We start from the raw sequence: 13653 nt of genomic DNA on the forward strand, positions 1-13653 counted from the left end.
CGGAGCGAGGATAACCCGGCCGTGGACGGTCACTTCTTATTTCCTGTGGGGGAATCGGTTCACGCTGTCATCAGGGCATCCGCCTCGCCCCATTTCCGATGATCCGGCTCTACAAATCCCGGTATCCGCGCCACCGCTTCGCCCGGGCGACCGCCTCCAGCGCCTGCCCTGCCGCGACCTCATCTTCATGGATCTCGACCAGCTCCTGTCCCTTGATCCCGATCCGATCGGATGGACGCCTCCCTCCTGGAGCGCGTTCTGTTACGCTGGAGCGCTTGGCATGACCGGAGGATCCAACCATGGCAGTTGCCACTGTCGGCCTTGATCTCGCGAAGCATGTCTTTCAAGTGCACTGCGCAGACGCCCAAGGGCGCCCACTGATCCGAAAGAGGCTCCGACGCGCTCAGGTGCAAGCCTTTTTTGAGGCGCTTCCGCCCTGCCTTGTCGGGAGGGAGGCCTGTGCAAGTGCGCATCATTGGGCGCGGGAGCTCAGCAAACTCGGTCACCGGGTCAGACTGGTACCGCCGCAATACGTCCGTCCTTTCGTCAAGACCAACAAGAATGATACCGCCGACGCGGAGGCGATCTGCGAGGCCATCCAGCGCCCCACAATGCGCTTCGTTCCCGCCAAGAGCATGGATCAGCAGGCCGTCCTGACGCTTCACCGGTCACGCGATCTTCTCGGTCGCCAGCGCACGATGCTGGTCAACGCCCTTCGCGGTCATTGTGCCGAATTCGGCCTGATCGGCGGCAAGGGGTGCGAAGGGGTCCGGGCCCTGATCGACCTGGTGCGGATCGGCTCGGCAACGCAGTTCAAGTCCGGGCGGCAGTTGGCGGCGTGGCTCGGGCTTGTGCCGCGCCAGTTCTCCACTGGCGGCAAGCCAAAGCTCGGCGGGATCTCGAAGCGCGGGGACGGCTATCTGCGCCGTCTTCTGATCCACGGAGCCCGATCGGTTCTCATCCGGCACTCCACGGGCGAGGCGCGCTCGGCGTGGGTCGCCGGCCTGACCTCCCGGCGCTCGACCAACATCGCGACGGTGGCCATTGCCAACAAGAACGCGCGGATTGCATGGGCGGTGCTGACACGCTCGGTGAGTTATGAGCCGGCAAAGGCCTCTTTGGCTGGCTAATGGATCAGTGACCGGCCACGGTCGCTGAAGGGTGCGAGGGTAGAATGAGGTGATGGCGAGACAGGCAAACTGGGTTCGGCTCAACCCGAAACTGGGGCTGAGCGATGAAGCTCTCCGATCCGATGGGGCGCCGAACCGCGGATTCCATCAGGGCCAGCGGCGTGCCAGCCGCATGAACAGGCCGGATACACGACCGCACGTCCAATGCTCGCTCAGGATCTCAAGAAAACCCTTGCAAGCCGGGAGGCGTCCATACACGGCCCCAGTTGCGCACCAGGCGCACGGTCCCGAACAGATCCCGCTCGATCATGAGGGAGTAGAAGCGCCGGATGCCCTGCTCCGGGTCGATCCGGTGCAGCACAAGACGGAACCGGATAGGGGAACGCTCGTCGTCCATCACGATCCTAGCTCATTCATCTCCCCGGTCTCCCGGCTGCGAAGGAGTTCACGATGGATGACTTCGGCGGATATTCAACGTGGCTCCTGCTTGCGCTGGGTGGTGCGATAGCGGCCACACTGTTACTGTATGGGCTTGGATATATCCTGTAGACCTTAGGAACCCAGCTCCGCCCTTCCCTCACCCGCCTCGGCTCTGCCGAATGCCCTTCTCGGGTTCTGCTTGGTTCTGTATTGGCCCGAAGAATCTCGCTGCATCGATGTTCTCGCGCCTTTGCGCGAGGCTGCTTTTAGATTCTTGTATTCGTGGGCTGTACGAATTTGCGCCCGTGCGGAGAAGCAGCCAGGACGACCATTCCTAGGGAGCATAGGGATTTGTAGGGCACCCGGGCATGGATCTGTTTCAGGATCCCGCCATCTCAACACGTCTCCCCGCCGGTCAATGGGGCCTACCCGCAAGCGCTTCATACCTGCCCCACCAAACCTCATGCTCTCAATCTTGTGCCTCCTGGACGACCGGGTCGTCTGGAGATCTTCGCCGATATCCGCGCTCATGCAGAAGGCGATGGAGATCGGCGAGCGCGCTCACCGACACCTGGCGGGAACCTACCTGCATCTCGGCGCAGGCGAGCGGGTCGAGCATCCAGGCCGCCACTACCAGCACGACGCCAGGCTCTGCTTCAATCTGCACGAAGCGTCCGGAGACACGGTGTTCCGTGCGGCGGAGGGAAACGCACCGCCCATACAAAGGATGCCAACGATAATGGACGATCACTTCCTGCCCGACATAGGCAGAATGACCAGGAGATTGCGGTCGGGCGCCGGAACTGGACGTTTGCGGGCTCGGATGTGGGCGGGCATCGGGCGGCGGCCCTGTACACGCTGATCGAGACCTGCAAGCTGAATGAGGTCGACCCGCGCCTGGCTCGCCGACGTGCTGGCGCGGTTGCCAGAGCATCCAGCCAAGCGCCTTGATGAGCTCCTGCCCTGGAATTGGAAAGTCTTGCGGGATCAGCAGGCGGCCGCTTGAGGCTCAGGACTTTCGGGTGAAGAGCGCCTTGAAGAGCTCCTCCGCTTTCTGCATCCCTTCCTCGGTGAGCACGACGGATTTGGCCTTGTTAGCCGGATCGCAGATGAACCCCTTCTGGTAGAGCCGGTCTGTTGCGTCCCAGTCAAAGCTCTTCCAGGCCCGGCATCCATCATGCAGCGTCAGCCACATCAGGGCGAGAACCGCCTCATCGATCTTGTCGTGGTCGATCTCCATGCGGCCACTTTACCACGCCGCAGCCGAAATTCCGCGGTCGTCGGCGGATGCGTACCTTACAGTTTGGGGTTAACAATTAAATATGAGCGGGCCGCTCTTATCCTGATCGTAGTAGCCTGCGCCGGCGTTGCCAGCAGCCGGTTAGGCTATCCGATACACCTGACCGGTGTTCGCATTCCGGTAGAGATCAACGGCCGTACCATTCCAGTGATAGTCGAGATGCCGGCCCTGGATTGGATTTGCGGCGCAGTCTGGATAAAACACGCCCACACACTCGCCACCGGGATAGCGGACGCTCGGATAAACGACTCCATCCGAGCCTGTCGCACGAAGCTGAGAACCTAATGTTTGGCTCGCCTCATAAGCGTCCGGCCGGAGCAGCTCCGAATGGTCGGCTATATTGCCCCTGAGATCATGCAGTTGTGCATTCATGTCGAGGACGATCTCCCGAAACTGAGAGGTCCACCCAGCCGGTTCATTCGTACGAGCCATGAACCGCCCGTGGTGGTGAATCGTCTCGAACAGGGCGACCTCAAAGGAGTTGCCCGCGTAGAGGACTCCAAACGTGCCATCGCTGAATCGGCTGGGGCGATCAGGGCTTACATGGGTGAAAGGCGCCATGAGGTAACTCGCCCCCGGACCGGCGACGCGGCGGTTCTCGGGAACAAGGTCGAGATTGCCGATGGTCTCCATGAGGCGTGGATTGGTCTTCTGCTCGGCCGAGATGATCAGGGGCCAATCAGCTGGGTCAGCAATGTCCTCGAACAGGTCGATCGGTGGAAAGATGCTTCGGATGATCCGAACGGAGCCACGCCACCTGATTTCCGAGATGGGAATCGAATTTATATCGATCACCAAGTGCCCCGTTCCGCGTCCAGATAGCGACGGACCCGCATCAGGTCGGTAAGTTCACCGCCGAGCATGACCTCAAGGGCCGATCTCTTTGCGAATGCGGAGTTAGGCTTCTTGATCCAAGCATAACCGCGCTGCGGTTCGCGAAAGATGATCCGCAGGGCCTTGTGGATGCCCATAAGGTTTGACAACCGGGCCTTGCTGTCGCGGTCGATGCGGCCGATATCACCCGCCTTCCAGCGACGATAGGTGCGCACCGGCAAATCGAGCAGGGTGGCCGCCTCTTCATCCGTGATGTCCCACAGACGGAACAGATTGAGCGCAGCGCGAAACATCGCGGCAGCCTCGTCATCAGTAATCGGCGAGGGCCTGAAATCCCGAGGTGCAGTGTCGACGGGCAGTAAGGCGGCCATAGCAGCATCTCCCATATGGCACCATATAGGAGATTTAATGCCAAATGGCAACTCGGCGTTCCGTTCTACCTGCAAAGATTGTGCGACAGGATGGGCTATGGCGCCCCTCCAGCAAACCCCATCACGGTTGTTAGAGCGAAGCTGAAGAAACTCACCGTTCTCCAAGGAGAGGGGGCATTGAATTGGACCAATTATGAATGTGGAATCAAGCCGAAGTGCGACAGTTGGTGCGCCATCGGTTCCCGGTCGGTCAGGGACTGCCGGGGCGGAGCTGGTCTGGGTTGCACAGCCCCGGCAGTCTCGGATCCAGAGAGCTCATCAGGACCTCTTGGGGCGTGCGATAGCCCAGGCATTTGCGTGGGGTCGAGTTGAGCCGGTCACAGATCTCAAGCAGAGCCTGCTCAGGCAAAGCGGCAATGGCCGTGTCCCGTGAAAGGTAGCGCCGGACCCGGCCATTGGTGTTCTCCACCGAACCCTTCTGCCAGGGGGCCTGCGCCTTGCAGAAGTAGCTGTCCATGCCGAGCTGCTGCTTGAGCAACGGGTAATAAGCAAACTCTGTCCCGCGATCGAAAGTGATCGACAGACGCGCCGTTTCCGGCAGGACTTTCAGCTTCTCGATCACGCCAGTCATGACCCCAGTTGAGTTGCGATCCGGGTTGCGGGTCAGGATCGTGTAGCGGCTTTGGCGCTCAATCAGTGACGTGAGGTTGTGCTTGCCCAGATCCTTACGGAACATCATCAGATCGCCTTCCCAGTGACCAAAGCTCGTGCGGTCGGCGATCTCTGCCGGACGCTGCTCGATGGTATTGCCCGCCGGAATGAAGAGCCCGCGAGGTTTACGCTGGTAGCGCGCTCGCCGCCGGCGCCGCGCCAAGGGCAGATCCTGGTACAGCCCGAGCTTTTGCCCTTGAGGGCTGTAGACGAACCGGTAGATCGTCTCATGCGACAGCCGTTCAGGCGCCCCGGATGTCCGCAGCCGGCCAGCGATCTGCTCTGGCGACCATCCAGCTTTGAGGCGGTCCATGACGTAGACCGCCAGCACCGGTTTGCGGGAGAGTTTGCTCAGACTCTGACGCCGGGCTCGCGCCTGCATGTCGGCGGCCACATGGAAATAGCCGCGATACAACGGCTCCTCATCGTGAACCCAGTTCCGCTTGATCTCGCGGTAGATGGTCGATCGGTGCCGCTGCAGGCGTTCAGCGATCACACGGATCGGGACCTCGGCTGCGTGCATGCGGGCGATCTCGCGCCGGTCAGCCAGGCTCAGGTGGATGTAGGGCAGGGTCATGCGGCCTCCGAGTGCAAACCCTTGTTTGTAACGGAATTCGCACTTCAGAATAGAATCTACCCATCATGGCGTCCAGGTGATCAAAGGTGACCGACTTGATCCGAACACGGCCCAGACTCCTGGCATGTTTCGCCAGGCTGCGATCAATCACGCTCGGGTCGGCGCCCAGAAGATCTGGGCAGGCACGGTTTCGATCCAGCCGAATGCCAAGACCGGAGTGCACCACCACGGTGAGCTGGAAAGCGTTATCTATGTGGCGCGGGGCAAGGCTCGCATGCGCTGGGGCGAACGGTTGGAGTTCGTCGCAGAGGCCGGACCGGGCGATTTCATCTATGTGCCGCCCGCCGTGCCGCATCAGGAGATCAATGCCAGCCGCGACGAGCCTCTCAAGTGCGTTCTGGTGCGCAGCGACAACGAAGCCGTCGTAGTGAACATCACCGATGTGGACCCGGTCGAACAGCCGGAGGAGGTCTACTGGATCGATCCGATCCACAAGCAGCCGGAATAGGCGCAGAACAGCGCCCCAGAGACAGGCTCGAATGCAGCCGGTGCTTTCAGCCGTGCCGGCTGAGGATGCACTCCACTCGCACAGCAGCCTGCGAGATCAACCCGAAACGGAATTCTCATTCCCATGCAAGCCTACAAGACATTGGAAGAACGCTTCGCCCGCATTAGCTCGATTGAGGACGCGATTGGCATTCTGCAATGGGATGCCGAAACCATGATGCCAGACGGAGCTGCTGATGGCCGCTCCGATCAGCTCGCAACGCTCAAGGGTCTCGCCCATGAGCTTCTCACCGCACGCGACACGGGTGACCTCCTGGACCGAGCCGATCAGGACAGCAGCCTTCTCGACGATTGGCAGCGCGCCAACCTGCGTGAGATGCGGCGGATCTACCTCCATGCCGCCGCGGTTCCGGCCGACCTCGTCGAGGCCAACTCAAGAGCGGTATCCCGGGCGGAGCTGGTGTGGCGCGAGGCCCGTCAGAACGGCGATTTCGCCCTGCTCCTGCCGCACCTTGTCTCAGGTCCTCGCATTCCAGCGGCAGATCGGCCAGGTCAAGGGCGAGGCATTGGGGCTTGCCCCTTACGATGCGCTCCTCGACAGCTACGACCCCGGTCTTCGCCAGGCGGCCATTGATCCGCTCTTCGCCGAACTCGGTGCCGAGTTGCCGGCCCTGATCCAGGAGGCCCAGGAGCGCCAGAAGAGCCTTCCTGCCATCCAGCCGCTCGCCGGCCCCTTCCCTGTCGATGATCAACGCCGCATCGGCGAGCAGTTGATGAAGGCCGCTGGGTTCGATTTCAACCGGGGGCGGCTCGATGTCAGCCTGCATCCCTTCTGCGGCGGATCCACGGGCGATGTCCGGATCACCACCCGCTATAGCGAAGCAAACTTCATGAGCGCGCTCATGGGGGTGCTGCATGAGACCGGGCACGCGCTCTACGAGCAGGGCCGCCCGGAGACATGGCGCCGTCAGCCAGTCGGGCTGGCCCGCGGCATGAGCCTGCACGAGAGCCAGTCCCTGCTCATCGAGATGCAGGCCTGCCGGAGCTGGGAGTTTGTCACCTATCTGGCTCCCCTTGTGCGGGAGACTTTCCAGGGAGAGGGCTTGGCCTGGAGTCCAGAGAATCTCCATCGCATCCTGACCAAGGTGGAGCCGGGCTTCATCCGCGTGGATGCGGACGAGATCACCTATCCGGCTCACATCCTGATCCGCTACCAGCTCGAGAAGGCCCTGATCGCTGGTGATCTCCCAATCCAAGACCTGCCGTTGGCCTTCAATGACGAGGTCAGAAGACTCCTTGGTATCACGGTGCCCGACGACAGCCTGGGTTGCCTGCAGGACATCCACTGGCCCGGCGGTGCATGGGGCTACTTCCCGACCTACACGCTTGGCGCCATGACGGCGGCTCAACTTTTCAGGGCGGCGTGTCAGACCGATGCGGAGATCCTTCCGGGTTTGGCGAAGGGCGATTTCACGCCGCTTCAGATCTGGCTGCGCGCCAACGTCCATTCGAAGGGGAGTCTGCTGACGTCCGACGAGCTTCTGGTTGCTGCAACCGGGCGACCGCTGACGACGGAGATCTTCCGCGCTCACCTGAAGGAACGGTATCTCGGACGCTGAGGGGACCTTAGCTGCAAATGATGTTGATCAGTCTCATCCTGGGCCGCTTGCTATCCTGGACAGCCATCATATTGCTTGTGATCCTGGTTTCCGTCGGCCTGCTTACCAGACGAGCTGCGGCTCAGCCTGATAGTGATCCGTGCCGGCCAATCCAGTTTGCTGACAGCACCTTCGTGGTCTGCACGGCGGATCTCCGAAAATACGAGGTCAGGCTGTTCTGGCGCGGGCCAGGCGGGGACGTGCTCGGCTCGTTCGATCGCTTGAAACAGATGCCGGAGGGTTCACGCGTCGCTTTCGCAATGAACGCCGGCATGTACCATGAGGATCGCTCGCCCGTGGGACTTTACGTCGAAAACGGCAAGGAGTTGAAGGCGGCCAACACAAGGAATGGACCCGGAAACTTTCATCTCAAGCCGAACGGCATCTTCTATGTCAAAGGCCGTCACGCAGGCGTCCTCGAGACGGGCGTTTTTCTGAAGCGGAACATCAAGCCGGATTTCGCGACACAATCGGGCCCAATGCTCGTCATCAATGGGCAGATCCACCCTCAATTCTCAGAGCAAAGCACCTCGCGCAAGATCCGCAACGGCGTTGGAGTGAAAGGCCAAGGCACGGTCGTGTTCGCGATTTCCGAAGATCCGGTCACGTTCAGCACATTCGCTCGCTTGTTCCGGGATGAGCTGGACTGTGCCAATGCTCTGTTCCTGGATGGAAGTGTCTCCAGTCTCTATGCCCCTTCCCTGGACCGGATGGACACGCTGATGCCTATGGGGCCGATCGTTGGAGCGCTGCGCCGACGCCCATGATAAGCGCCGTCGTCGCCGGCGCGGGAAATTGATGTCGAAACCGTAGGCCGAAAGATGATGCCGTTAGAATCCATGTACAAAGTGGTCATTCACAAGGCTGGCGGTTACGAGCAGCTGAAGCTCGAATCTCATCCGGTGCCGAAGCCCGGCGATCGACAGGTTCTGATCCGCACCGAGGCGGTCGGCGTGAACTATGCGGACGTCTGTGTTCGTTGGGGCGTGTACGAGTCTGCCCGCCGGTTCGTAGGCTGGCCGATCACGCCCGGCTTCGAATACTCAGGCTGGGTGGAAGAGGTTGGCCGTGAGGTCGAGCATGTGAAGCCCGGCGACCCGGTGTTTGGCGTCACTCTCTTCAACGGGTATTCCACGCACGTGTGTGCCCCGGCAGACCTGGTATGGCCGAAGCCTCAGGCTCTGGATTTCGAGGCCGCCGCCGGCTTCCTGGCCGTATACCTGACTGCCTATCATGGACTGCTGCAGAACGTGGTGATCCGGCCCGGCATGAGGGTGCTTGTGCATTCGGCTGGCGGCGGAGTGGGTTCGGCGCTCATCCAACTGTGCAAGTTGCACAATCTGCACGTAACCGGCGTCGTGGGAGGACGTCACAAGGTCGAGTATGTGCGCCAACTCGGCGCAAACGCCGTGATCGACAAATCCACTCAGTCGCTCTGGCTGGAAGCCAAGCGCCTCTGCCCTGACGGATACGACCTGGTCTTTGATGCAAACGGCCCTGAAACCCTGGCACAGAGCTACGTCCATCTGAGGCCGACGGGAAAGCTGTTGGTCTATGGCTTTCACACTTTGTTGCCCAAACAGGGTGGGCGCTTCAACTACCCCAAGGCCGTCCTTGGAATGCTGCGGATGCCGCGCTTCAACCCGCTCGTGATGACAAGCGAGAACAAAGGCGTGGTGGCGTTCAACTTGTCATTTCTCTTTGGCCGCACCGACCTGCTGCATGCTGCTGTGAACGACCTCACCGCCTGGGTAGAAGCAGGGAGCATTCGGGCGCCAAAGGTATGTTCGTTTGCACTTGAAGATGTAGCGCAAGCGCATCGAACTCTGGAGTCGGGTGAGACCACGGGCAAGTTGGTGTTGCGAACGGCGTCACCCTCGGGATGGCCCTCCGCCCCGACCCATCGGAGTTGAACCAGTCGCGCAGACCTTCGCCAAGCTGAATCAGCTTCCGCGCAAGGCTGCTATCCGCGCTCGCAACATGCCCCGGAACGTGATCAAGAGCGAAGCCAGTACCTCTATGCTGTGAGCGCAGGCGATCCTAGAGAGCGGCGCCATACAAACACCTCGAGATAGTATAAGCATGGACCATGCCGCTGCTCGCCTACACCCACTCAGGAGAACCTCTTGTAGCTCCCTTAATGACCGATCAAGAATGGGAGCAACTGAGATCAGCACGAAACCGTGATGCGTGGATGCCTCATGGGAAAGGACGGGCTGTCCCTAAGGCCTCGCGCCTGGGAACGCGGTTCTTCGCTCATCCTCCTGGACAGACTTCTGCAGGGGCAAAGGAAAGCGACCTTCATCTTCACATCAAAGCACAGAGCCTGATGGGAGCCCGAGCCGCAGGTTGGGACGCGCTCCCAGAGCAATCAGGGAGGACGCCGGATGGTCAGGACTGGCGGGCTGACGTCCTGTGCCGCCGGCCCGGCAAGTCATGGACTATCGCCCTTGAGGCCCAGGTCCAGCTGCAGGGGGAGGAAACCTACCGTCAGCGGCAAGAGCGCTATGCAGCCTCGGGCATCCGTGCCCTCTGGCTGGTTGCTCATGAGCCCGCAGCCTTGCATCGCTACTGGCTTAAGCCCGATCCGTCTCTGCCGGCCTTCAGGACCGCGATCGGGAAAGATCACGATGGTCGGCCAGACGCGCAGGTGCATATCGATGGCTTGTCGCTGAGCATCCCTGAATTTGTCTCTGGTGCGCTCAGCGGTCAGCTCCACTGGTATGGCAATGGCCGACATGGGATCGTCACGCTCGTGCTTCGTGAAGACCAGTGTTGGCATCGCACCTGCCGGAAGAGGGTTCTCCTCGCCTACAGGGCCGAAACGCCCCAGAGAAAGTTAATCGACGTTGAGGCGATCCAGGCAATGCCGGGTTATGTGGCAGCGTATGCCAGGGCTCAAGTGGCTCTTCCTGACCTCGCAGACAGTCCATGGCCCTTCAGAAAGGTGCTCGCGTCACGCTGCCCCCACTGCCGACGGGAGATCCGGTACCAACGTCACGAATGGGAGCACCAGAGCGTCACTCGTGTGCCGATTGGCGTTGATATTGGGGCGCAGGGCCACCGCCTTGGTTTGACCCCGCATGGGCAATGGCACTGGGGACCGGAAACGCGGTGGACCCATTGGGCTCCTCTGGGTGGCATCGGTCTGATCTCCCGCCGTCATCTCGAGGTGCGCCCGAGACGCCTGGGCCCAAAGACAGGCTGACGGGGATCAAAGGCCGGGGTTGATTGCCAAAAGCGCAGGCGTTCTCGATCCTGAGTTGCCAATGATCAAGTCTGGGGGCTTGTAGCTTGTCCCGCCTCACGTTCCACAGAACGTCCGATAGACGCGCTCGCTCGGCTCCGGCGGGTCGGCGTAGTGAGCAAACGCCGGCTGATCCTCAAGGGCTGCGAGAGGACCATCAGAAGCTCCTCGAAGGGAGCAAAATCGTTCCGTTCCACCGCAGCTTGAATCACAGCCTCCACGCGGTGGTTGCGCGGGATATAGGCCGGATTGACGGCTCGCATGGCAGCTTGGCGGGTTGCAGCGTCTTGCGGTTCCTGGCTCAGCCGCTCCCGCCAGCGAGCAGCCCAGGCATCGTAAGCAAGCGGGTTGATGAAGAGGTTTCGGACGGCCTCGTCCGCTTCGGGTCCGGCAGCGGCCTCACTCAAACGCCGGAAAGTCAGGGTGAAGTCCGCCTGGTTCTCGGCCATGGCCTTCAGAAGATCCCCGGCGAGCGTCGAGTCCTCCTCGCGCTTGGTCAGCAGCCCGAGCTTGCGCCTGAGCCCTGCGTGATAGGCCATCTCGAACTTGTCCGAGAAAGCTTCAAGCGCTTCGTTCGCTTCCGCGACAGCCTTTTCCTCATCCTGGGACAGGAGCGGCAGAAGCGCCTCGGCCAGCCGCGTCAGGTTCCAGAGGCCGATGCGCGGCTGGTTGCCATAGGAATAGCGGCCGTGCTGGTCGATGGAGCTGAAGACCGTTGCAGGATCATAGGCGTCCATGAAAGCGCATGGGCCATAGTCGATCGTCTCGCCCGCAATGGACATGTTGTCGGTGTTCATGACCCCATGGATGAAGCCGATGTGCAGCCAGCGGGCAATGAGGTCTGCCTGGGCCGCAATGACCTGGTCCAGGAGCGCGCGATAGGGCCGGTCACTTTCGGAAGCCTGTGGGTAGTGCCGGCCGATGACGTAGTCCGCAAGGAGGCGCAATCCCTCCACATCCTGCCGGACTGCGAAGAACTGGAATGTGCCGACCCGGATATGACTCGAAGCCACCCGGGTGAGAACGGCCCCGGGAAGCAGCGTCTCGCGGACAACCGTCTCTCCCGTCAAGACGGCGGCGAGCGCCCGCGTTGTCGGCAGCCCAAGTGCCGCCATCGCTTCACTGAGGAGGTATTCGCGCAGAACAGGCCCCAACGCCGCACGCCCATCACCGCGGCGCGAATAAGGTGTTGGACCTGAACCTTTGAGCTGAATGTCCCGGCGGATGCCATCTCGATCAACCACTTCGCCGAGAAGAATGGCTCGGCCGTCACCGAGCTGCGGTACGAATTGCCCGAACTGGTGCCCGGCATAGGCCATGGCGATAGGCTCCGCCGTATCCGGAACCCAGTTGCCAGACAGAAGCGCAACCCCATCAGGACTGGAGAGGCGATCGGGGTCGAGGCGGAGCTGTAAGGCGAGGCCTCGGTTCAGCCGGATGAGTCTCGGAGCCGTCACAGATGTCGGTTCTACGCGCGTGTAGAACCTGTCAGGCAAGCGTGCGTAGGTATTGTCGAAGGGCAAATGAATGGTCATGGGTCCGATTCATCGTCAGGACCACGTGAAATCGGATTGGGCTTCCGGGAAAACAAGAGTCAGATCGTAAACCCGGACCAGTTTCAAGGTGCTCCCATTTCAATCTTTACCTGATTGGCCCGCACGGATGGCGGACAAACCACCCACTCCACGGTTTTACTCCCTCCTTCATGACCTTGTGCATTAACGATCTGGCGACCCGCACCTTCTAATCTTCGCCGCGAGGCTCACGCATGAGCCTGTTACCACAGGTGGAAGGTGCGGGAATGCGAGGCCAAGCCGATCTTTTCTTGGACTACGACGCACCGCCAAGCCCGATCCGAAGGCCCGCGGACGAGATCATCGTCAAGGCCAGGCCACGCAGCGAATCCTTCGAAGCTCCTGATTATGGGACTGCTGCCCGGATGTTGGAGGCCACCGGTGACTATCGTGTTCTCCGCCGGTTGCAGCCCCGGCACGTCGTTTCGCGTACGCCTTGTGAAAGCGAGAAGATCGCCGTCATCCTGGACACCGAAACCACGGGCCTCGATCACACACGGGACGAGGTCATCGAACTCGGCATGGTCGCCTTCGTGTACGGTGAGGAAGGCCGCATCGGCAACGTGATCGGCACGTTCAATGGCTTACGCGAGCCGGGCGTGCCCATCAGCCCTGAGATCACCCGTCTGACCGGCATCACGCCCGATATGGTCGCCGGCCAGGTGCTCGACCTTGAGGCGATTGAGCGGTTCATCGCACCGGCGGATCTCATCATCGCGCACAATGCGCGCTTCGACCGCCCCTTCTGTGAGCGCCTGTCGAAGGGCTTTCGGGTCAAGGCCTGGGCCTGCTCCCATTCCGAGATCGCCTGGAGCGGGTTCGGCTTTGAGGGATCGAAGCTCGGGTACCTCCTGACCCAGTGCGGCTGGTTCCACCAGGGGCACCGGGCCGTCGAGGATTGCCACGCCCTGCTCGAGGTGCTGGCCTCCCCCCTCCCCTCCGAGGCCGGGCTCCCCTTCGGGCATCTGCTAACCTCGGCACGAAAGGTGCTCGTGCGCATCTGGGCCGAGGCCAGCCCGTTCGACATGAAGGATGTACTGAAGGCGCGAGGGTACCGCTGGAACGACGGCAGCGACGGCCGGCCGAAAGCGTGGTGGGTGGAGGTTGACGAGGAGGCTGGCGAGGCCGAACTCGCCTTTCTCCGGCGCGAGGTTTACCGGCGCGAGGTCGAGCCCTACACTCAGAGGATCACCGCCTTCGAGCGGTTCCGGTCAGCACGCTAGCCGACGGCCACCATATCTCAGAGGTGCTCCTCATCCGGGGTTGATCCCAGCCTTGAAATCTTGACTGTAGGCCGCCATCTCATCGCCCGCCGGAGCAACAA

The 13653-nt window shown here is 61.4% G+C and carries 13 protein-coding genes and 3 pseudogenes; 7 read left to right on the top strand and 9 right to left on the bottom strand.

Going from position 1 to position 13653, the window contains the following annotated elements:
• Positions 1–109: 109 nt before the first annotated feature.
• On the bottom strand, positions 110–301 hold the full coding sequence (locus JO965_RS37995) for a hypothetical protein (protein WP_203445953.1): 192 nt from the start codon (positions 299–301) through the stop codon (positions 110–112).
• On the opposite strand from JO965_RS37995, the gene JO965_RS38000 reads away from it, so the two are divergent.
• Positions 300–1130, top strand: a complete 831-nt coding sequence (locus tag JO965_RS38000) for an IS110 family transposase (RefSeq protein ID WP_203445954.1) — start codon at positions 300–302, stop codon at positions 1128–1130. The genes JO965_RS37995 and JO965_RS38000 overlap by 2 nt on opposite strands.
• Positions 1131–1350: 220 nt before the next feature.
• Here JO965_RS38000 and JO965_RS38005 read toward each other — a convergent pair whose 3' ends face one another.
• Both JO965_RS38005 and JO965_RS38010 read right to left on the bottom strand, forming a co-directional pair.
• Positions 1351–1527 (bottom strand): WGR domain-containing protein, encoded by a 177-nt coding sequence (locus JO965_RS38005; RefSeq protein WP_203446736.1) that lies wholly within the window; start codon positions 1525–1527, stop codon positions 1351–1353.
• 492 nt (positions 1528–2019) lie between these two features.
• Positions 2020–2217, bottom strand: a complete 198-nt coding sequence (locus JO965_RS38010) for a hypothetical protein (protein WP_203446767.1) — start codon at positions 2215–2217, stop codon at positions 2020–2022.
• 116 nt (positions 2218–2333) lie between these two features.
• Here JO965_RS38010 and JO965_RS38015 point away from each other — a divergent pair.
• Positions 2334–2556 (top strand): annotated as a pseudogene (locus JO965_RS38015) (transposase domain-containing protein); the annotation flags it as partial.
• 3 nt (positions 2557–2559) lie between these two features.
• Here JO965_RS38015 and JO965_RS38020 read toward each other — a convergent pair.
• The 4 genes from JO965_RS38020 to JO965_RS38035 all read right to left on the bottom strand — a co-directional run bounded on the left by JO965_RS38020 (position 2560) and on the right by JO965_RS38035 (position 5343).
• The gene (locus JO965_RS38020) at positions 2560–2790 is read right to left on the bottom strand and encodes a DUF6429 family protein (protein ID WP_203445955.1); all 231 of its coding nucleotides are present in this window, start codon (positions 2788–2790) and stop codon (positions 2560–2562) included.
• A 141-nt stretch (positions 2791–2931) separates the two neighbouring features.
• On the bottom strand, positions 2932–3645 hold the full coding sequence (locus tag JO965_RS38025) for an RES family NAD+ phosphorylase (RefSeq protein WP_203445956.1): 714 nt from the start codon (positions 3643–3645) through the stop codon (positions 2932–2934).
• A complete protein-coding gene (locus JO965_RS38030) occupies positions 3642–4055 on the bottom strand; it encodes an MbcA/ParS/Xre antitoxin family protein (RefSeq protein ID WP_203445957.1) in 414 nt (137 codons plus the stop codon). Before JO965_RS38030 ends, JO965_RS38025 begins: the two co-directional genes overlap by 4 nt.
• Before the next feature lie 250 nt (positions 4056–4305).
• Positions 4306–5343: an IS30 family transposase gene (locus JO965_RS38035; protein WP_203445678.1), complete on the bottom strand. Its 1038-nt coding sequence runs from the start codon at positions 5341–5343 to the stop codon at positions 4306–4308.
• Between the two features lie 49 nt (positions 5344–5392).
• Here JO965_RS38035 and JO965_RS38040 point away from each other — a divergent pair, with 49 nt between their 5' ends.
• From JO965_RS38040 to JO965_RS38055, 4 genes and pseudogenes are all read left to right on the top strand, one after another.
• Positions 5393–5851: a cupin domain-containing protein gene (locus JO965_RS38040; RefSeq protein ID WP_203446737.1), complete on the top strand. Its 459-nt coding sequence runs from the start codon at positions 5393–5395 to the stop codon at positions 5849–5851.
• Positions 5852–5974: 123 nt separating this feature from the next.
• A pseudogene (locus JO965_RS38045) lies at positions 5975–7469 on the top strand (carboxypeptidase M32).
• 17 nt (positions 7470–7486) lie between these two features.
• The gene (locus JO965_RS38050; protein WP_371826975.1) at positions 7487–8275 is read left to right on the top strand and encodes a phosphodiester glycosidase family protein; all 789 of its coding nucleotides are present in this window, start codon (positions 7487–7489) and stop codon (positions 8273–8275) included.
• A gap of 72 nt (positions 8276–8347) precedes the next feature.
• Entirely contained in the window at positions 8348–9421 is a 1074-nt protein-coding gene (locus tag JO965_RS38055) for a medium chain dehydrogenase/reductase family protein (protein WP_246777128.1), read from the top strand.
• A gap of 521 nt (positions 9422–9942) precedes the next feature.
• On the opposite strand, the gene JO965_RS38060 is transcribed toward JO965_RS38055, so the two are convergent.
• Positions 9943–10290 carry a hypothetical protein gene (locus JO965_RS38060; RefSeq protein WP_203445958.1) on the bottom strand — a complete coding sequence of 116 codons (348 nt, stop codon included), beginning with the start codon at positions 10288–10290 and terminating at the stop codon, positions 9943–9945.
• A 522-nt stretch (positions 10291–10812) separates the two neighbouring features.
• A pseudogene (locus JO965_RS38065) lies at positions 10813–12290 on the bottom strand (YdiU family protein).
• 266 nt (positions 12291–12556) lie between these two features.
• Between JO965_RS38065 and JO965_RS38070 the strand changes: the two are divergent.
• Positions 12557–13552 (top strand): 3'-5' exonuclease, encoded by a 996-nt coding sequence (locus JO965_RS38070; protein ID WP_203446740.1) that lies wholly within the window; start codon positions 12557–12559, stop codon positions 13550–13552.
• Positions 13553–13653 lie beyond the last annotated feature (101 nt).

The sequence above is a fragment of the Microvirga sp. VF16 genome (assembly GCF_016864375.1).
GTDB lineage: Bacteria > Pseudomonadota > Alphaproteobacteria > Rhizobiales > Beijerinckiaceae > Microvirga.